General features: G+C 58.9%; 6 protein-coding genes. 4 read left to right on the top strand and 2 right to left on the bottom strand.

Annotation, left to right across the window (positions count from 1 at the left end; genetic code table 11):
- Positions 1-2: 2 nt before the first annotated feature.
- Positions 3-944 carry an oxygen-dependent tRNA uridine(34) hydroxylase TrhO gene (gene trhO / locus JFT66_RS19075; RefSeq protein WP_034116945.1) on the bottom strand — a complete coding sequence of 314 codons (942 nt, stop codon included), beginning with the start codon at positions 942-944 and terminating at the stop codon, positions 3-5.
- 53 nt (positions 945-997) lie between these two features.
- Between trhO and JFT66_RS19070 the strand changes: the two genes are divergently transcribed.
- From JFT66_RS19070 to JFT66_RS19060, 3 genes are read left to right on the top strand one after another with little or no spacing between them, the layout of a single operon-like run.
- Positions 998-3,622, top strand: coding sequence for a Tc toxin subunit A (locus tag JFT66_RS19070; protein WP_233097139.1), 2,625 nt, complete (start codon positions 998-1,000; stop codon positions 3,620-3,622).
- A 36-nt stretch (positions 3,623-3,658) separates the two neighbouring features.
- Positions 3,659-8,524, top strand: a complete 4,866-nt coding sequence (locus JFT66_RS19065) for a neuraminidase-like domain-containing protein (protein ID WP_198859877.1) — start codon at positions 3,659-3,661, stop codon at positions 8,522-8,524.
- Complete coding sequence (locus tag JFT66_RS19060) at positions 8,521-13,050, top strand: SpvB/TcaC N-terminal domain-containing protein (RefSeq protein ID WP_198859876.1); 4,530 nt, start codon at positions 8,521-8,523, stop codon at positions 13,048-13,050. The genes JFT66_RS19065 and JFT66_RS19060 overlap by 4 nt, the downstream gene beginning before the upstream one ends.
- Positions 13,051-13,104: 54 nt before the next feature.
- Here JFT66_RS19060 and JFT66_RS19055 read toward each other — a convergent pair whose 3' ends face one another.
- Positions 13,105-15,858 (bottom strand): RHS repeat-associated core domain-containing protein, encoded by a 2,754-nt coding sequence (locus JFT66_RS19055; protein ID WP_198859875.1) that lies wholly within the window; start codon positions 15,856-15,858, stop codon positions 13,105-13,107.
- Between the two features lie 350 nt (positions 15,859-16,208).
- On the opposite strand from JFT66_RS19055, the gene JFT66_RS19050 reads away from it, so the two are divergent.
- Positions 16,209-20,804 carry a SpvB/TcaC N-terminal domain-containing protein gene (locus JFT66_RS19050; protein ID WP_198859874.1) on the top strand — a complete coding sequence of 1,532 codons (4,596 nt, stop codon included), beginning with the start codon at positions 16,209-16,211 and terminating at the stop codon, positions 20,802-20,804.
- Positions 20,805-20,844 lie beyond the last annotated feature (40 nt).

The following is a 20,844-nucleotide window of genomic DNA, read 5'->3' as shown; positions in this document are numbered from 1 at the left end:
GTTCAGGCCTCGGAAGGAGTTTGCTTGTAGTTGAAGCCAATCGGGTGCGGCATGTTGCGGGCCTTGGCCAGTTCAATCTGCTTCTGGCGATCAATCGCACTGCGGCGGGTCTTCTCAGGCAGCTTATCCCAGCAATGGGGGCAACTGATGCCGGCCACATAGTGCTCGGATGCACGGTCTTCGATGCTCACCGGTGTGCGGCAGGCATGACATTGATCGTAGTCGCCTTCGCTCAAGTCGTGGCGCACAGTCACGCGATTGTCGAACACAAAGCAGTCGCCCTGCCATTTGGTTTCTTCCTGGGGCACCTCTTCGAGGTACTTCAGGATGCCGCCCTTGAGGTGGTAGACCTCATCGAAGCCTTCGCTGAGCATATAGCTCGAGGCCTTCTCGCACCGAATGCCGCCGGTGCAGAACATGGCGACTTTCTTGTGCTTGGCCGGGTCGAAGTTGGCTTTGATATAGTCGGGAAATTCGCGAAAACTGGTGGTTTTCGGATCGATTGCGCCTTCAAACGTACCGATGGACACTTCGTAGTCGTTACGGGTGTCGATCAACAGCACTTCAGGGTCGCTGATCAGCGCGTTCCAGTCCTGCGGGTCGACGTAGGTGCCGACCTTTTTGTTCGGGTCGACGCCTTCGACGCCCAGGGTCACGATCTCTTTCTTGAGCTTGACCTTGGTGCGGTAGAACGGCTGGTCGTCGCAGTAGGACTCTTTGTGGTCGATATCGACCATGCGCGGGTCCTTCTTCAGCCAGGCCATCAGGCCATCAATGCCTGCGCGGGTGCCGGAAACGGTGCCGTTGATGCCTTCTTCGGCGATCAGCAAGGTGCCTTTGATGCCGTTGTCGACCATCGCCTGCAGCAGTGGCTCGCGCAGGGCGACGTAATCTTCGAGGGTGACGAACTTATACAGTGCCGCCACGACAATCGGTTGAGTCATGGGTGTTATCTCCAGGTGGCTACCCTCGTAAGGGGTGAACCGGATGTAGAAAAATGCAGGCCAAGCCGCGCGGCGCGCATTCTAACAAAACCGCGACGCTACTGCATCGACACTCAGTCACCGATATTTCCTTGACTCGCTCACGGCTTTGGCTGACCTCGGCCCGCACAGCCTGCGTGATAGCGTCTTGCGTTGCCCATTGGATCCACCTTTGGGCTCACAGGAAGCTCGATGACATGGAAACTTCAAACCGCTCGTTATTGGCCAGACTGGTGGAGCGGCCCGTCCCTCCAGGTGTTGGGAAGGTCAACTTCACCACCGCCCTGCATCAACTCGGCTTCACCAGCATCTTCGACATTGTCGCGCTGCCCAAGGCCGAGTTCATCCGTCAACTGGCCCACTCCAATGATGACGATGGCGCCCAAGCTTACGAAAATGCGCTGTCCTACACCATGCAGTTGCAGTGGCTGTACGACCAACAACCAGTGAACGCGCCAGCCCTCACTCGTAGCAAACGCGACCTGGAATCGAACGTGCCCAGCCTGCCCAACGGGGATTGGGGGAATACCTGCCACCCCGATGCCATTGCCGCTATCGATTCGCCTGTCGCCTACCTGCGCGCACTGTTTCTTTTTGCAACTCAGCTTGAAAACAACGGGAGGGGAACGCAAGCCAAAATCCCCCTGAACCAACGGCGCCCGGACCTGAGAAATTTACTGATTGACCACGACACGACCTTTGCCCAGCGCCCGCTGCTGACGCTGATCGATGACATGTTGCGCAAACAGATCAAACACCATCACCCGCAGGAGAAATTGCACCCGCTGCTCAGCAAGCAACACTACCCCTTGACGCTGCCTTACCACCATCATCACCTTCAATGCCGCCTGGGGCTGTCGGGAACCCGGCACGCCTTGGGTGAATTGAGTTATCGACTCAGCAAGCGGCTGCCGTTTGACGATGCCGGCAACGCACTGTACGGCACGGTCAAAACGCGCAATGGTGACGCGCAATGCCTGCTAAGCGAACTGAATCCCCCACAGCAAAAACTGTTGACCCAACCACCCGTCACGGGAAGCACGCTGTTTGAAACCTACTTTGGCAGACCCCGTGCACCGGAAAATCTTGACGACTTTCTGAAATGTACGGCGCTGGACAGTACCCAGTTGCAAGCCCTCCTGGCGCAAAACAGTTTCGCCCCCCATGCCTCCCGCTCAGCACCTAAACAAACGTTGCTGATCTATGGTGCCCGCTATGTCAATGGCACAGACCGTCTGCCCAAGCTAGAGGTCGGCCAATCCGGCGACGGGAAAATTGCGACACTACTCAATACCAGCCCCGATCGGTTCGACCGTCTGCATCGGATGATCCGCCTGCTAAAGTGGGTCGATCTACCGTTCGCCGAACTGGATACGCTGATCGTCAGCGCCATGGTGCTTGAGGGCACAGCCAACGCCGCTCTTCAGATAAGCCACACCACCCTGCGCGTACTAGGTGTCTACCGGTACCTGCGTGGGCGCTACAGGCTCAAGCCGCTGGAGTTTTCGGCGTGGCTGGATCGCCTGCCCGTGCAGGCCAGCGCCAACGAGCAACCCTTATTCGATCAGGTGTTCAATCGCACCCTGGTGTCCGGGCGACCGCTACCGCTGGACGACCAGGCCTTCGATTCGCATACCCGCCAGCAGCTTTGCGCCGCATTGGCGTTGAGTGATACACCGGATTCGCTGCACCTGCTGACAGATGTGTTACCCAAACCTGTCGTCAGGAATATTGCCACGTACTCCGTGATCTATCGGCTGGCACGCATCGCCCAGGTTTTCGGCCTTTCTGTCTTGCACTGCAAACAACTGGCCGACCTGCTCGGCCCGTCCACCTGGAGCCAGCTGGTCACCCCCACATTGAGCACCGAGATGGGCTTTCTCGATGTACTCATGCAATTGGACTGGGCCGTCACCTGGCTCAGGGACAGTAACACCAGCGTAACGCAGCTGCGCCAGCGATTGCTGCTGGAGCCCGCCACTGATAACCCGGCGCTCAAGCGCTGGGTCGACTTACTGCCAAAGGGACCTGAGGTGTGCATCCAAGAGTTCTTGGCAAAACCAACGCCGGCCCTCTACAGCAATGAGCTTACGCTCTACTACACCCTACATTTCAACAAAACGAAGACTGAGCCTGCGCCCAACCACCTGATCCTGCTGGCGCCGGATATCACCACGCTGTTGCCGTTGCCGGTCAACAGCGCGTCACTGCGTCAATTGCTGCTCAACCCCCGTTGGCTGGACAGCAATAATTCACCCACAGGGCTGGTCGAGCTGAGCCTGGGCACACTCTATCTATTACAGCGTTTCAGAGACTGCTGCGATGCGTATGGCCTGGCACAGGACAGCCTCTTGGCGTATTTCCAGAGCGCCAACAGCAACGGGTCTCAAGCCCTCGATACCCGGCTGAGTCAATGGTTAGGGTGGGACGAAAAAGAACTGCGGGTACTCACCGAGACCTTGCCCACAGGCAGGGTCACGTCCATGGACCAACTGGATTGGATCATGCGCTGTCGACAAGCCTGCACCATTACCCGGCTCTCTAGCCAAACACTGCTCAACACCAGCGAATTGGATAACGCCAGCGACTTCAATCAATGGAAGCTCGTGGGCGAAGCCATCATCGCCGCACATCAATAACGGCTTACTTTCAACCAGCAGACTCAAGGAATGACCATGTCTGAGCCCCTCGACCAGCGCCTCAATGAAGCCTGGCGTGATGCCATGCTGAGCTACTATCTGTCTCACTGCATCAGCCCCGCCCTTAAAGACTCGTTGCGTACACCCAACGACCTGTACGACTACTGGCTACTGGACGTACAAGTCAGCCAAGCAGTGCCAACCAGCCCGGTCGCCAGTGCGATCACCAGCCTGCAGCACTACATCAACCGAATTCACTCGGGCCTGGAACCCGGTTATGAGACACAGGGCATGTCGCCTCACGAGACCCTGGCCTGGCAGACCTCCCTGCACACTTACCCGCTGTGGAGCGCCAGCCAGCAACTGCGCTATCACCCGCAAAACTTCCTCGACCCCACGCTGCGCGAGGACAAGAGCGAGAGCTTTGAGCAACTGGAAAACGAGCTCAACCAGCATCGCATTCAACCCGCCACCGTGCAGAACGCCGTGCAAGGCTACCTGTCACGGTTCGAAGAAGTCGCCAACATTCAGACGCTCAATGGTTACATCGATGGCGACGTCAAACAGTGGGATACCAGCACCTATTACTTCGTCGGCAAATCCACCACCGATGAGCTCTATTACTGGCGCTCGCTGGACCTGTCCAAACGCTCCACCCTCAAGGCCGAGGCACCTGCGCCCCTCGCCTGGTCAGACTGGAAACCCATCAACCTGACGTTTGCCGCCGAGACGCCCGCCCACAGTGTTCGCCCCGTGATGTTCAACCATCGGTTGTTCATTGTTTGGGCCGAGAGCATCAAGCCTGCGCCCTCCCAATACTTCAAGGCACAGGGAAACGGCAATGGCTACAACGGAAGCGAGGACGACGACGACGAAAAACAACGCCAGGGTGAGTGGCTGAACGGCCGGTTCGTGAAGTTTCGCCTGTGCTTTTCCTATAAAAAACTGGATGGCACCTGGAGCCTTCCGCACACAGGCCTGGAAGAACACTGCGTTACGCGGGGTATCAACGCACTCACGCCGGCGCAACTTAGCAGCATCACGCAGACCGTTGCCGTGGTCGATAGCCGCGCCCCTCACTCACTGTTCCTGGGTATAAGGGCCAATACGCTGAATCATGGCAGCGACCAAATGGGCGAATTCTTCCAGGCCATCAGTGTCGATCAGTCATTGGGTATAAAAATCGTCGCGTCTGCGGGCAGCCCTGGCCGATACAAGATTGTGCCGGGTTCCGACGTTGCTCGGGAAACGGTCAGGTTACTGGAAGCCTATGAGTCCACAAAAAACACGCCACTGCAGATTGCGTTGTTGGGCGGCGTCGATCAGGACAACGTATTTTCCAGCGTGTTGCTCCCCTCGTTCGCCCACCAATACTTCCGTCTGTTTTTCGATATAAACAAGGACAACTTACAATTCAAGACTCACGTAGCGCAGGGAGAGGACAAAAGAACGGTAGCCTTGGAAGCTCAAACACCCCAAATAGAAGATCAACAGAAGTGGAACTTTGAATCCAAAAGCACCGATATAGTCGCCACCGATACTGCCACCACAAACTTTGATCCCGTCACCAACGAGTTCGTCTTCACCTCGAAAATCGCTAAGCCCTTCCTGCAGACTTACAGCATCACCCTTGCCTCCCATTACACCCAGATGAGCATTACCCTCGTCACCAACTCTGCGTTGCATGACCCGACTTTATCCGAAGTTGAACTCATCAGCGGCTCGGTTCTGAGGATCGACTGCGCGATATTCCCCGAAGTGAAGGCCACGTATCACTCGATGTTTTTCAAAAACCCCAGGACCGGAAAAAGCTATTCCAACGCTATTTATGACAAAGGCTCCATATTGTTTAGCCTCGACAAAAAAGAGACGATAACGAGGAAAGACTTGAGAAGAGGGTATGAAGGTCAATCCTATACCGCCTTTGAATTCTCACTGGCAGGGAAGCGTCTTAACAAAAATGCATTCCTGCACTTATATACCCATTATCAGGATCCCTTCCTGATGATACTCGACCGCTACAGCGGCTATAACCTGCCAGGTGACGAGCCCGCCAACCAAAAACTGCACTTTGTGAATGACGTGAGGCTAGAGTCCACCAACACTTCAGCGCCCATTTTGCGTTTCTACAAGCACGTCATCATGCAGTCCAAACTGGCAGACGTGCCCACCCCGCAAGCCATCAATAACAACACCGCCCGAATCCTTAACTTCACGGACATCGAACACGAAAGTCTGGCCGGCGCATCCCCAGAATTAGCAGCCGGCCATCTGGCGAGTGCGCGGATAACGTTACCCAATAAGCAACCCGCATCAGCCATCACCTTGATCCATGGTGTCATCACGCTTGAGAGTCAAGAGAACAAGGTGAAAGTTCTCGGCTATGCACTCAAGGCCGTCAAATGCGCCCTCGGTACCTCCCCTGCCGTCGACAAACCTGCACATTCCCCGCGCATCACGCGCCGACCGCAAAAAACCGGAGAAACCGTCGAATCCATTGATTTTTCCAGCAGCTTCAGCCCGACGATCCCGGCAATCCGACTCAATACCAGCGTTGCGCATAAATTGACCCAGACGCTCAGCTTCGACCCTTCATTTTTACGATCCCCTGAGGACTTGACGGAACCGGCACTGGCTGCTGACGCCTCTCCCGTACCCTTGGACTTCCAGGGTGCGCACGGCAAAAGTTTGCGTGAATTGTTTATCTATTTGCCCTGGACCATCGCCCATTACTTCAACCAGCAACAGCAGTACGCTCACGCCGAAACCTGGTTGCACTACCTGTTCGACCCTCGCCAACCCAACGCCGGGGCGCTGAGTTCGCTGCCAAGCCAGCCCGTAGAGCTGAGCTACGCCTGCCAACACCCCGAGAGCCCACATTACCTGGCTCTCAGCTTTCCGACCTACCTGCGCAAGGCGTTGCATTACCTCAATGTAGATATTCTGCTCAACCGGGGCGACGCGGCCTATCGCCAATTGAGCCCCGACAGCCTGGCCGAAGCCAAACTCTGGTACATGCAGGCGCAGAACCTGCTCGGCATGCGCCCGTCGGTCACGCGCGCCGATACCTGGACCGCGCGCACACTGGAAACACTGGCGAAAACATCCTCCCCGGCAATACGCCAGTTGGAACATCAACTCGAATACACCACGCGACTGTCCCAGCAGTGTAAAACCACGGGTCAACGCGCCTGGCTCACGGACAGCCCCTACTTATACCGCCCGCTAAACACGCAACTGGTGGCACGCTGGGACACATTGGAAAGTCGCCTGCATGGGCTGCGCCATCATCTGGACATTGCTGGCAAGCCGTTGCGCCAACCCCTCTTTGCGCCCCCCTTGTCCCCCGCCGCCCTGCTGGCACGGAACGCACAAAGTACCGCGGGTGGCGCCAGTGCCCTGCCACCGGTCCGTCCTGAAGTGGGTCACTACCGGTTCCAGGTCATGCAGGGGCATGCCCTGAGTGCGGTCGACAGTCTGGCGCAGTTCGGCAACACGCTGCTCACGCTGATCGAGCGCCAGGAACAGGCGCACTACCTTGAGGTGCAACAGCAAAACGCCTGGCAATTGGCCGAACTGGTGTTGACCCAACAGACCCAGGCACTGGCCATCGATGAAAAAAACAAAGACGCGCTACGTCGCAGCCGCTCAATCGTTCAGGGGCGGCTGGATTTCCTGACGCGCCAGCTCAGCGAAGGCATCAGCCCCGGGGAAATTTCAGCCGGCCAACACTATCTGGAGAGCGCCGCCTGGGAGAGAAAAATCACGCTTGCCGGTATGGGCGCTGGTGCCGCCATGCTCGCGCCCAATATCTTCGGCACGTCGTTCGGAGGCATGCGTTTTGAGGGCGCGTTTCATGCGTTCCAAGCCTTCGCCCAGGGCGAGGCCAACACTGCCCGCGCCAACGGTAATGAGCTGGAGCGCACCGAGCAGTTCAATCGTCGCGCCCAGGAGTGGACCCACGCCGAACAACAGGCCCGCCTGGAGCTGGCCCAGATCGACGCCCTGCTGCTCGTGCACGCCGAGCAGGAAAAAGCCACTCGCCTGCAACTGCGCAGTGCCCACACCGCATTGGCCCAGGCCAAGTCAGCCTACCAATTGCTCGGCATGCGCTTTACAGGGGCGCAGCTTTATCAATGGCTCACTGCGCAACTGAGCACGTTCTATTACGCTCTGTATGACAGCGTCCACTCCCTGTGCCTGGCCGCTGAAGCCTGCTGGCAGTATGAAACCGCCGACAGACGCCAGTTCTTTCAAGGTGAGGCTTGGCACCACTCCTCCCGAGGACTGCTGAGTGCCGAAGGCTTGAAACTGAACCTGGTGAAAATGAACACGGCGTACCTGCAGCACACGCCCCGCGAGCTGGAAATCAGCAAAACCGTGTCACTGCGCCATCGCCTGATCGAGTGCTCGGTCACAACCGAAGGAAAATCCTCTCAACCCGCCAAGACCTGGGCCGAGCATAAGACTGCCTTGGTCAGCAGCGGCACGATTGGTTTTGCCCTGAGCCACGAGTTGCTGAATGAAGACTATCCTGGACACACCTTGCGGCGAATCAAGCACGTCAGCGTCTCACTCCCCGCCACGCTGGGGCCCTATGAAGACATCAAGGCGACACTGACCCAAACCCGTAATGAAATTCAGCTGCCCGATGGCACCCTCCAAATCGACCTCAAGGCACACCAGCAAATCGCTTTGTCACGCGGGCTGGATGATGACGGCCTGTTTACCCTCAACTTCGACAACGATCCGCGTTACCTGCCGTTTGAATACACCGGCGCCGTGTCTTGCTGGAGCTTGAATTTTACCAATCCGCTGCACCAGAAAAACCTGCTTGAATCCATCACCGACATCATCATTCATGTGCGCTATACCGCAAGGCCCGGCAGGAGTGAAGCATGAGCACTCAAGCGAATGAATCACCCCTCAAGGTGCCAGCGCTGCCCACTGCGGGCAACGCCATCGAAGGGCTCGCCAAAGGCTTGGGCAACGTGGGCGTCGACGGCACGGCGACCTTCGAGATTGCGTTGCCGATTTCTACCGGTCGGGGTTATGCCCCCACACTGTCATTGATCTATCGCAGCACGGCGGGTAACAGTGCGTTCGGTTTCGGCTGGGACGTCAACCCTGGCGCCGTCACACGGCGCACCCAGAGAGGCGTTCCCGATTACGCCGCAGCCGATACATTCCAAGGTCCGGATGCACAACCCTGGATGCCCGAGCGCACCGCCGACGGCATACTCGTACAGACACAGCGCGACAGTTTTGACCAGGTGCCGCTGGGCCTCACCTACACCGTCACGCGCTACTTCCCCCGGGTCGAGCGCCGGTTCGAGCGCATCGAGCATTGGCGCTCAGAGGGCGACGCCGCCGGGTTCTGGCTGATCCAGGCGCCTGATGGCGACCGACATGTCTACGGCAAAACCCACTCGGCGCGCATCGCCGATCCGGATAACCCAAGCCATGTGGCGCAATGGCTGCTTGAAGAAAGCCTGAACGCCCATGGCGAACATATCGGCTACCAGTACCTGGCCGAGACCGAGCCCCAAACCGAGCCACATGACAGCCGGGCCCAGCGTTATCTGCACAACGTGTGTTACGGCAACGTCAAAGCCCGCGAAAAAGAGACCCCCTATCTGCTGAAGACCGACGACCTCTCCAGTGTGGCGTGGCACTTTTACCTGGTGTTCGACTATGGCCAGCGCACCACGACCAGCGACGCGTTACCCTCCTACGACGCGCTCAAGCCATGGGCCCTGCGCGACGATCCATTTTCCAGTTATATCTACGGCTTTGAGCTTCGAACGCTGCGCCTATGTCGGCAGATCCTGATGTTCCACGCCTTTGCAGATGAGCCCGACATGGGCCCCACCCCAGTGCTGGTCAAGCGCCTGTGGCTCGAGCATCAAACCGCTCGCAATGGGCTCAGCACCCTGTTCGCGGCACACCAGCAGGCCGTTGACGCTCAAGGAATACTCAGCCGCCTGCCACCGCAAGAATACCTGTATCAACCCTCACGCCTGAAACTGGACATCCGTCGCTACCAGCGCTTTGATGACTTGCCCGGCCTCAATGACGGCCAGCGCTACCAACTGGTGGATTTATACGGCGAAGGCCTGCCGGGGATCTTGTATCGTGGTGAGCAAGCCTGGTATTACCGAGCGCCTCAGCGGGCCGACGCTTCCACGGGCGATGAGGTGACCTACACACCCACCCAAGCACTGCCCGCCATTCCCGTGGCTGACGGTTCACGCCCCGTGTATCAGGCTTTACTCGATATCGATGGCGATGGTCGCCCGGAATGGGTCCTTGCCCGGCCAGGCATGGGTGGTTTCTTCAACCTTGACCCCCAAGGCAAAGAGATGGGGTTTGTGCCGTTCGACGCATTGCCGGTGGAATTGCTGCACTCTGACGCAATATTTGCCGACCTGATGGGCAGTGGTTTGGGTGACCTCGCACTTGTGGGCCCGCGTAGTGTGCGCTTGTACGCCAATCGCCAGAACGGTTTCGGCCCGGGTATCGAGCGGGTGCACAGGGTAGACGGCGACAACTTGCCGTCCTTCTCCCGCTCTCCTGCCGACTGGGTCGGCTTCAGCGACATCCTCGGCAGCGGCCAGCAGCACTTGGTGCGTATCCGTTACAACGAAATCAAATGCTGGCCCAACCTGGGCCACGGGCGATTCGGCAAGGGTCGGGTATTGGCCACCTTGGCGTTCAGGGAGACGACGTTCAACGCTGCCAACGTGTTGCTGGCGGATCTGGATGGCTGTGGTGCCAGCGACTTGCTGTACCTGACGACCGAGGGGGTAAGCATTTTCATCAATCAGGGCGGTAATAGCTTCGCCACAACCCCCTTGGTATTACCCTGGCCGTCAGGCGTGGAGTACGACGCCTTATCCCAAGTGAGCGTGACGGACCTGCAAGGCGATGGTTACGCCAGCCTGATCATCAGCGTCATGCATCCGCGCCCTCGCCATTGGCGCTATGCTTTTTTTGACAACAAGCCCTGTTTGCTCAGCATTGCCAATAACAACCTCGGCGCGCAAGTCAACGTGAGCTACCGCAGCAGCGCGCAGGAATGGCTGGATGAGAAACAGCAGCCTCAAGCCGACGGCAAGCCCGCCGTCAGCCGGCTGCCCTTCGCGTTCCCTCTGGTCAATCGTCAAGTACTGCGTGATGAGATCAGCAATAACACCCTGACCCAACGTTTCAACTATCGTCGGGCGTATTACGATGCCGATGAGCGGGCCTTCCAGGGCTTCGGCCTGTTACTGCAAACCGACAACGAAACCCGAACCGGCGAGGCGCCCGAAGCAGGGGTGCGCACCAAACGTTGGTTTCACACCGGTCAAGCGCTGGATATGCCCCAGGACGATTACAGCCGCCATGACGCTGACGCTATCAAGCTCGGCCCCACGCTGCTGGGGCAACATGATGCCCCTGAGCAGCCACAACCGACCGACCATCAAGACCACCTGATCGCATCACCCACGTCACAGCAAGTACGGGAGGCAGCCTACGCGCTCCGGGGCCTGCCATTACGGGTGGAAGTATTCGCCCTCGATTCCGCCAACCAGACACCCTACTCGGTGCAACAGTATCGCTATAGGGTCCGCCGGCTGGCACCTGGCTCAAAACCCTGGGCGCGAATGCTGCCCCTGACGCTGGAGTCCGTGAGTTATCAGTACGAGCAGGTACCCGATGATCCAGTCTGCGAACATCAGGTCAACTTGCGCTGGGACACCTATGGCAGCCTGGTTCACAGCGTCACAATTCATGGCGCACGGCGCACGACCGCCAAGGATGCACCACCGGGACTGCTCGATGATGAGCATCAGCAGCAATGGTGGCGTGACACCCACGACCCGGCGCAGCAGGTGTTTTACCTGAGCGAAACCTTGGCGCAATGGATTCATCAGTCACACAACGACCAGTGGCGATTGGGTCTGCCCTATCGTCGGCGCGACAACGCCTGGACCCTGCCCAAGGGCCAGCCACCTGCGGGGTTGAACGCGATGGCGATCAACTACGAAACGTTGGTCAACCGGCTTTCAGGGCCACTGGGGCCGCAAGCGCCACGCGAGCTGAACAGCTTGTCGATCCAGTACTACCGCGAGCCAGGCAGCAAGGGGCAGACCTTGGCGCCTGGAACCGCAACCTTCCAGGCGCTGGCCGATTATCAAGAAACCGCCGAACTGGCCCCCGCCGCGTTGAAAGCGTTGGAAAAAATTCCCGACATGCCGGGCCAATCCGCCGAAGACCTGCCAAGCCGCCTGCGCCAAATCGGTTATCGCCCCATGGCCGTGTTTTTTCATGCCAATGACCAGGAGCGCCAAGCGCCTCCCGACCTTTGGTCAATCCGTCGCCAGTTTCCTCGCTACCTCAACGCCAAGCGTTTCTATCGCTTACAGGCCTGGCGGCTGACGCAAGCCGAGAGCGAAACCACGCTGACCCATGACCCTTACAGGTGTCAGGTTATCCAAGTCAAACACGCCGACGGCTGCATCACCCACATCACGCATGACTACCGTTTGCTCCAGCCGACCAGCATTACCGACGCTAACGGCACACGCGAGCAAGCGCTGTACGATGCGTTCGGTCGCGTGCTCGCGACCAGCGTCCAAGGGCAAGAAGCGGGAAAGCCCGTCGGCTTTGGGCAATTGTCGGCCTATCGCAGGCCGATGGGCGCGGGCGTCGATTCCGCCATTGAGTCACCCGCAGGGGTTCTCGGCGAGGCGGCCAGTGCCTGTTGCTACGACCCGCTCAGTTGGATGGGCTCGATCGCTGCGGCGGACAGGCAAGCGCAGTGGGTCAGCCAACGCTATCTGTTGCCCGACGGGCATATACGCGCCACTGCCAGGCTGCGCCTGAAAAACAAGGCAAAAACCTTGAGTACAAGTGAAAAAGCCTTGGTTGACTTGATCCACAAGACCCGGCGCGAACCCGCCCGCAGCCTGATATTGACCGCCGACCGCTATACCCACGACCAAGAGCAACTCATCCACATGACCCTCGCCTGCCATGACGGCTTTGGGCGCACCTTGCAAAGCAAACAAAAAGCCGAGCCGGGACCAGCCTGTGCCGTGGCCGACAACGGTGACCTGAGCGCCAGGAACGGCGCCCTCCAGACGGTTGAGGCTGACCCGCGCTGGTGTGTCAGCGAGCACACCGAGTACAGCCCCAAGGGCCAGATCATTCGGGTGTATCGCGCCTATTATGCCGACCGCCACAGGTATATCGACGGTAAGGCCTTGCGCCAGTTCCTGCACAGTGACAGACAGTTCCATGACCCCCTCGGTCGCCCCACCCGCACCCTCACGGCCAGGGATAGCGTGCGACAAACCACCTACTGGGCCTGGTACACCGTCAGCGAGGATGAAAACGATACCTGGGAGCCGCCTGCGCACGAACTGTCTTCCCACAGCTGAAACGTGAAGCCACCGTGGCGACTCAGTTGAGTCACCGCCACGGTGATGCCTCAATCAGCGGCGCCGCCCTGCACGTGCAGGCGTAGCGCTTCTGGGGCTGTAGGCGCTCCACTTGGCTGGGTTAGCCTCCCACGGCGCATCGACCCTGCGTTGACCCCTATAGAAAATTACCCTGCCGCCCAGTTGCGCTCGATGCCGATAGAGCCAGCGCAGCTCCGAGGCCGTAGCCGATGGTCGTGACTTTTTGACCACCTGCCCGATCGCCAGATCGTCAAGGGCGAAATGGACCACCGCGTTACTCTGCGGATCGGTCAGGGTTTCCAAAGCGGATTTGCTGCTTCGATTGACCAGCTTTTGCTGGATACCGAGTAAACCCTCGCCGATGAATTGGATAGCAGTTGCCTCGGCTGAATATTTTCCTGCCGCAAGATTACGTACAAATCTCCTCGCGAACTGCTGGTTGCAAGTGGTCGCCGTACAACCTGAGTACCTCGCAACAATACCTTCATAGAAGGGCTGAACGTTGGCCGATATTTGCTCACGAAGTTCTGCCTTGAGACGTGTTGCTATCGAATCTTCACCCGGCACCGGCGTCACCAAGTCCGTGAACTCGACAGGCGCAAGTTCGCGGAAAGTGAAGAACTGGCGAACGTTGGACCCCAGCCCGGCAGTCCAGCGCTGTAGATCCGCACCTGGAAAATAGGCCGCCATCGTGTCACCACGCCCACTCAGTATCGACCAGAAGCTGCGGTAACTGCCCACCGTATGAGCCAAACCGAAGATTATGTCGCCTCGCCCCGGCTGGAACTGCTCGCCAAACGACGTTTGCGTGCCATCGGCATCCCTGAACCGCAGGGGGTTGCCCAGGACCATCGCATACAGGTTCAGACCATCCACATCACCCAACGGGTCCGGGCTGATCCAGCGTTGCAGCCACGGCGCGTAATAGCGCGAGCCGTAGTAATACAACCCGGTTGCGTCGCGCTCCTTACCCGCGTAGCGGCGCACCTTATAGTTGGCTCGCTGCGTACCGTTGGTTGCCCACCACGCCGTTGCGCCATAAGGATAATAATGCTCCTGGCTCAGCAACTGCGCTTGCTCGTCCAACTCCAGTGAATGGCTATTGAGGTGATCGAGGATGCTGAATTGCAACTGCTCGGCACTCATATCACTGGGGCGACCGGCGTCCCACTGCAACACCGTGACCCGGCCGCCGCCCGTATCAATGTCCAGCACGTTCAAGCGCTTGCCGGGTTGTATGTGCAGGTGCAAACCCGGCAAGTAATACGTTAGATGTGTATGGGGGGTGCTTGCGACCTGCTGGCTTCTGAGCTTGGCTGCCCGCTGGCCCTGACTGTCGTAGAGATAACTTTCCACATCGGGGTCACCCTGCTCTCGCTGCACCTGGGTCGCGTGAGTCAGTTGGTTGCGCACGTTCCAGCCGAGCTGCTGGCCGCCGCCCAGCATTTGCTGATTACCGTTGGCATCAAACATCGTCGCCCAGTGCCCCGGCGCGCCGTCAGTGACTGACAAGGCACGATTGCTACCCGCAGCCACACGCATGTCCTGGGTGTAACCTGTTCCGCTACCCGGCACATGGCGAAGACGTGTCAAGTTGCCATTTTCATCGTAGGTATAATGCTGGGTGTAATTGCGCCAGAGCCCGGGGTCGGTTGCACCGAACGTCACCCGCCCTGGCGCCGCCTGCCCTCTGTTGCCGACATTTTCCCGACCGCTGGCCTGGGTCAACTGGTACAGCGTGTCGTACTGGTAACGACTGACCGCATCAATGCGCGCATTGCTGTGCCATTGGGTCGGCTGGGCCTGGTCGCTGAGACTGAGGATATTGCCTACTGGGTCGTACTCGTACACAAGATCCTGTAAAGGCGTGGTGGCCTCGCCCTTGCGATACACCGTCAGTTGCAGCAAGCGATAATCCTCAGCAGCATACTTCGCTACTTTGGTGACATCATTGCCCGCACGCTCGGACTCCGCTTGCCCGTTGGCGTTGTACACGCGCTGGTCCATCAACACCTGACGCGTTCCCCCCTTCAGGGTCAGCGCTACTTCCTTCAGCCAGCCCTGTTGCCCGTAGCGCCAGTGCCGGCGATTATCCTTTGCGTCGACCTGCTCGAGCAGCGCCCCCAAGGCATCGTAGCGCCAGGTCGTGGTATGGGCTTCGCCCACCAACTGTTCGGCTTGTTTGTCATCGCTCGATGGCCAGTCAACTGTCGACGTATCCATGCGAAACCGTCGGGTCTGATTGATGAGGCTCCCACCGACTCCGTACTCATCCATCCACAGAACGCCGGCCGGGTCCGCATGACGAATCAGTTGACCACAACGGTTGCCGGCCGCCTCCGCGGGCTCGGCTGCCGCATAGGTCAGGCGCTCGACACAACGCGGCCGTGGCTCATCCGCAGCCTGTTCAAATACCGCCACGGGGCGTAACACGCGATCGTAGCGCCACTCCTGATGGGCTTGACGCGAATCCCAGCGATGCAATAGCTGCCCCGCTTCACCGCGTAATACCAAGCGCCAGCCGGCATCGGCGCTCTCGGTGTGCACTGGCTCGCCCGACAGACTGTAAATGTTCGATTGCGACGCCACACCCACAGCACCGCGCGCCAATTGTCGTGGGTCCCACTGACCGAGCAACAAACCACTGGTTCCAAACACCTGTCGTGTGACCCGTGCCTGCGGGGTCTGCGTCACGTTCTCGCGGTGATATTGAAGGGTACGTACGGCCAGTCCACGAGGGTCCATGGCCTTCAAGGTAGGTGTATTTCGATGCAGAGAATTAGACATAAACTCATGACCTGATTAGCTAAGGTCAAAAAAGTCTAGGGAGGCGCTCTGTGGAGTGGGGGTATTGCGAGCGGTTTTATGTATCTAATTACAGGGGCAGAATACGATTGAGTCTGCTGCGCAGCCCAACGGGAACAAACGCTTACCGCCACAGATGCTGGGCTACGGCGGTGTAAATACCTAGGCCCGGCCCCGTTAACCTGCGTGATAGCGTTTTTTCATTTCCCGCCGAACCCATCGGCGGGAGTGAAGGAACGTATGAATATGCAAGCCGACAGCAGCTCCTTGCTCGCCCAACTGATTGATCACGCACACCCTCGCGCCCCCGCCCCAGCGAGCCGGGGTCAGGCATGAGCGACGACACTCTCAAACTGCAGGTCAACACCCCGGCGCTGCCCAAAGGCGGTGCTGCCATCCAAGGCACCGGCAAGGGCTGGGGAGATATCGGCTCCAGTGGTACGGCAAGCTTTGAGATTCCCTTACCGATCTCTCCCGCGCGCGGCTACACGCCCGTCATGTCGCTGACCTACCACAGCGGCGCCGGTAACGGCCCCTTCGGCCTGGGCTGGGGAGTGCCCCTGCGCGCCGTCAGCCGACGTACCTCCCATGGCGTGCCGGCCTACACGGAGCACGACGTACTGGTGGGCCCCGATGCGCAAATATGGCTACCCGAACGCGACGCCGCAGGTGCGATCGTCAGCCGGTCCACGACCTCTTTCAATGGTTTGCCACTGACCATCGCCTACACGGTCACCCGGTACTTTCCCAGGATCGAGAGCCACTTCGACCGTATCGAGCACTGGCACTCGGCAACCGATACGGCAGGCTTCTGGTTGATACAAAGTGCCGATGGCAGTCAGCACTTTTACGGGAAGACCGCATTGGCCCGGATTGCCGATCCGGACCACCCGCACCATGTAGCGCAATGGTTGTTGCAGGAAAGCCTGAATGCCCACGGCGAGCACATTTACTATCACTACAAAAAAGAAACCGATCCCTCACACTACCCGAGGGACTGTCGCGCCCAGCATTACCTGGAACGCGTCTGCTACGGCAACTTCACCGCCAAGGAGCAGGAACAGCTCTACCTCTGGCAGACCGACGATAAGCCGGACATAGGCTGGCACTTTCAGTTGCTCTTTGATTATGGCGAACGTGACCTTGAACTGGATCAGCGACCGACGTACCAGGCCACACGGGAATGGCCGGCACGCCCCGACCCCTGCTCGGATTTTTCATTCGGCTTCGAGCTGCGCACCCTGCGCCGTTGCAACCAGATTCTGATGTTCCACCACTTCCCCAAGGAAGCACAAATGGGCGCCGACCCGGTGCTGGTCAAACGTCTGCTGCTGGAATACCGCGCCCCCAGCCATGTCAGCCTGTTGATGGGGGTGCATGAGCAGGCTTTTGACAGCTTGGGCAATAGCGTGAGCCGCCCGCCGCTGGAGTGCTTTTACCAATCGAGCCAGCTCAAGGTGGACCAGAGCAGCTATCAGCCCTTCAGTTCGCTGCCCGGGCTGCATGACAGTGAGCGTTATCAACTGGTCGATCTGTATGGCGAAGGCCTACCCGGTGTGTTGTATCGCGCCGACAAGAGTTGGTACTACCGTGAACCCGTCAGGGCGCAGCACACGAAAACCGGCGACGAGGTGATTTACGGCGCGGCCCAGGAGTTGGCGCGGGTGCCGGTCGCCGACAGCACTCGGCCCATCCACCAGGCGCTGGCCGATGTGGACGGCGATGGCCGTCTGGACTGGCTGGTTGCCCAACCGGGGATGAGCGGTTTTTTCAGCCTGGACGAACAGCGCAACTGGTCAACCTTCACGCCGTTCGATGCGTTCCCGTCGGAATTTTTCCATCCCCAGGGAATACTCGCCGACTTGATGGGGACGGGACATCCTGACGTTGCCATGATCGGCCCCCGTAGTGTGCGCCTGTATGCCAATCGCCGAAAAAAAGGCTTCGAACCCGCCATTGAGGTGCCTCATACGCTCGACGACACCTTGCCGATCGTTTCTGCCTCGCCCAACGAACTGGTGGCGTTCAGCGATGTGCTCGCCACGGGCCAGCAGCATCTGGTGCGTATACGTCATAACGAAGTGAAATGTTGGCCAAACCTGGGTCGAGGACGTTTTGCCCGAGGGTTTGTGTTGGCCACGCTGCCGTTGCGTTATGAAATATTCAAGGCAACCCATGTACTGCTCGTCGACCTGAATGGAGGTGGCGCTACGGACTTGCTGTATTTGAGCGCCGACCACCTGAGTATTTTCCTCAATAAAGGCGGCAACGGCTTCGAGGTGGATGCGATCAAAATTCCATGGCCAGAGGGCGTGCGCTACGACGACCACTGTCAGGTCAACGTCGTCGACGTGAACGGCCTGGGCTGCCCTAGCCTGATCCTGACCGCCGCCCACCAGACCCGCATGCACTGGCGCTACGACTTTTTCACCCAAAAGCCCTGGCTGCTCCTGCGAACCGACAACAACATGGGGGCTCAGGCCTCGATCAAATATCGCAGCAGTGCCCAGGAATGGCTGGATGAAAAACGTGAGCGCCATGCCAACGGCCAGCCGGCTATCAGCCAGTTACCCTTTGCGCTGCTGCTGGTCAGCCAACACACCCAACGAGACGAAATCACCGGCAACCGGCTGACACAACACTGGCGCTATCGCCAGGCTTATTACGACCGCACAGACCGCGAATTTCGTGGTTTCGGGCTGGTGCTGCAAACCGACACCGAGAGCAGCAAAGACACGCAACACAGCCAGGGTTTCAGCGCCCCCGTGCGCACCAGAACCTGGTTTCATACCGGGCAATCCATCGACATGCCCACCCTCGGCCATAGCACGCACGACCCACAGGCCAAGGTGATGGGCCGCACGCTGGTCAGCCGATACAAGGCGATATCCGGGGCACAGCCGCTGGATCATCACGACGACTTGATCAGCGATCCTGCGCCACCGCTGGCACGCGAAGTGGCACGCGCACTCAGCGGCAGTGTGCTACGCGTGGAGGTGGCAGCGGCGCACCCGGCGCAAGGCACCGTGCCCTATGCTGTCACGCAACAGCGTTATCTGATCCGTGAACTGGCGCCGAACAGTGCCCATACGCCCTATGCTCGGCTATTGCCATTAGCCCTGGAGTCGATCAGCTATCAATATGAAGGGGTGGAAGATGATCCGGTGTGCCAGCACCAGATCAACCTGCGCTGGGATGCCTATGGCTGCCTGGTGCATGGTGTCACCCTGCATTGTGCCCGCCGTACAAGCGCCTCCAGCTCACCGCCTGCCGTGCTGATCGATGAACATCACCAGCGCTGGTGGCGCGATACCCATGACAGCGCGCAACAGTCCTATTACCTGAGCGAAACGCTGGCACAGCACATTCATCTGGACGACGCACAACACTGGCGCCTGGCCCTGCCCTACCGCCAACGACAAAATACCCTGGTGCTGGGCAAAGCCCCAGCGGCCGGCGGGTTAGACCTGGGGCGTATCGCCTATGAGGGGTTCATCGACAACCGCGACGGGCCATTGGCAGCAGGTGCCAAGCGTGAACTGAGCAGCTTGTCGGTGCAACGCTATCGGCAAGCCGGTAGCCTCGGTAAAACCCTGGAGCCCGGCGTCGCCACTGCCCAGGCCTTGACCGATTACCTGGAAACCGCAGAGCTGGATGACAACGCTCTGAATGTCTACAAGGACATACCGGCGATGCCCAACCAACCTGCAGTTGATCTGGTAAAAAAGCTCAGCGACAGTGGCTATCACACCATGGAGCTGTTTTTTCTATTCGACGGCGAGGCGCCGCCCGAGGAAAACCGCCTGTGGTCGATTCGCCGGCACTTTCCCCGCTATGGCAAAGCCACCCAGTTTTATCGGATAAGGGCGCTGCGGGCCACCGAGGCCCATGGCGAAACAACACTCAACTATGACCCCTACACGTTGCAAACCGTGCGTGTAAAAATGCCCGACGGTTGTGTGACCAAAGCCGAATACGACTATCGCTTGCTGCTGCCGACAAAAATCGTCGACCCCAATGGCACTATTCAAGAAGCGCTGTATGACGGTTTCGGGCTACTGCTCGTCAACACCTTTCACGGTCACGAACAAAGTCTCAGAGTGGGTTTCGCCGCCTTGGAGAGCTACCGCCCGCTCAAGGATGTAACGCCCGGGTTTGCCATAGAACACGCGCAAAGCGTGTTGCAAAACATGGCCAACCTACACTGCTACGCCCCATTCAGTTGGATGGGCGCGGTCGACTTGGCCCTCGTCAAGCCGGAGTGGGTCGCCCAAGCCTATCTGCTTCCCAGCGGGCATATCCGCGCAAGCGCGAGGGCACGCCTGGGCGCACGCGCGCGTCAGGGGCTCAGCGACAGCAACAGACAACTCAAGGCGTTGATCGACAAAGCCAGCCGGACCCCAGTCCATGGGCTCATGTTGCAAGCCGACCGCTACCCGGACGATGCCGAACAACAGATCCGCATGACCCTGACCTGCTGGGATGGCTTTAGTCGTACCTTGCAGACCAAGCAGAAGACTGAGCCTGGCCTGGCCAATGCGGTCGACGACAAGGGCAACTTGCTGGTCGACGAGATACCCGATACGGCACCCGGTTCCTTGAAAAAACAGCTGCGCCAAGTGCATGCAGCCCCCCGTTGGCGCGTCAGCGAGCGTGTCGAATACAACAACAAGGGTCTGGTCGTTCGCGTCTACCGCCCCTACTTCGCTGACAAGCACGCCTACGTCAATGATCAATCCATGCGTGAGCTGGGCCACAGTGACCGCCAGTTCTACGACCCTCTCGGGCGCCCGACAAAGACACTGACCGCAGCAGGATTCATGCGGCGTACCACTTATTGGGCCTGGTATACCGTCAATGAAGATGAAAACGATACCTACGAAGAGCTGCAAGCTGCCCCCTCCAAAGCACTGACTGACGAACGATAAGGGCCCGGCAGATCGGATCGCCAGAGAGTGCGCGTTCCCC

This window comes from Pseudomonas sp. MF6755, from assembly GCF_016405635.1.
Taxonomy (GTDB): domain Bacteria; phylum Pseudomonadota; class Gammaproteobacteria; order Pseudomonadales; family Pseudomonadaceae; genus Aquipseudomonas; species Aquipseudomonas haemolytica.
Note: the sequence above shows the minus strand (reverse complement) of the source record. Positions and strands in the feature narration are given on the sequence as shown.

Bases quoted from the DNA above. Each gene is read 5' to 3' on its own strand.
- trhO (WP_034116945.1), bottom strand. From the start codon at position 944: ATGACTCAACCGATTGTCGTGGCGGCACTGTATAAGTTCGTCACCCTC.
- JFT66_RS19070 (WP_233097139.1), top strand. From the start codon at position 998: ATGCAGGCCAAGCCGCGCGGCGCGCATTCTAACAAAACCGCGACGCTA.
- JFT66_RS19065 (WP_198859877.1), top strand. From the start codon at position 3,659: ATGTCTGAGCCCCTCGACCAGCGCCTCAATGAAGCCTGGCGTGATGCC.
- JFT66_RS19060 (WP_198859876.1), top strand. From the start codon at position 8,521: ATGAGCACTCAAGCGAATGAATCACCCCTCAAGGTGCCAGCGCTGCCC.
- JFT66_RS19055 (WP_198859875.1), bottom strand. From the start codon at position 15,858: ATGTCTAATTCTCTGCATCGAAATACACCTACCTTGAAGGCCATGGAC.
- JFT66_RS19050 (WP_198859874.1), top strand. From the start codon at position 16,209: ATGAGCGACGACACTCTCAAACTGCAGGTCAACACCCCGGCGCTGCCC.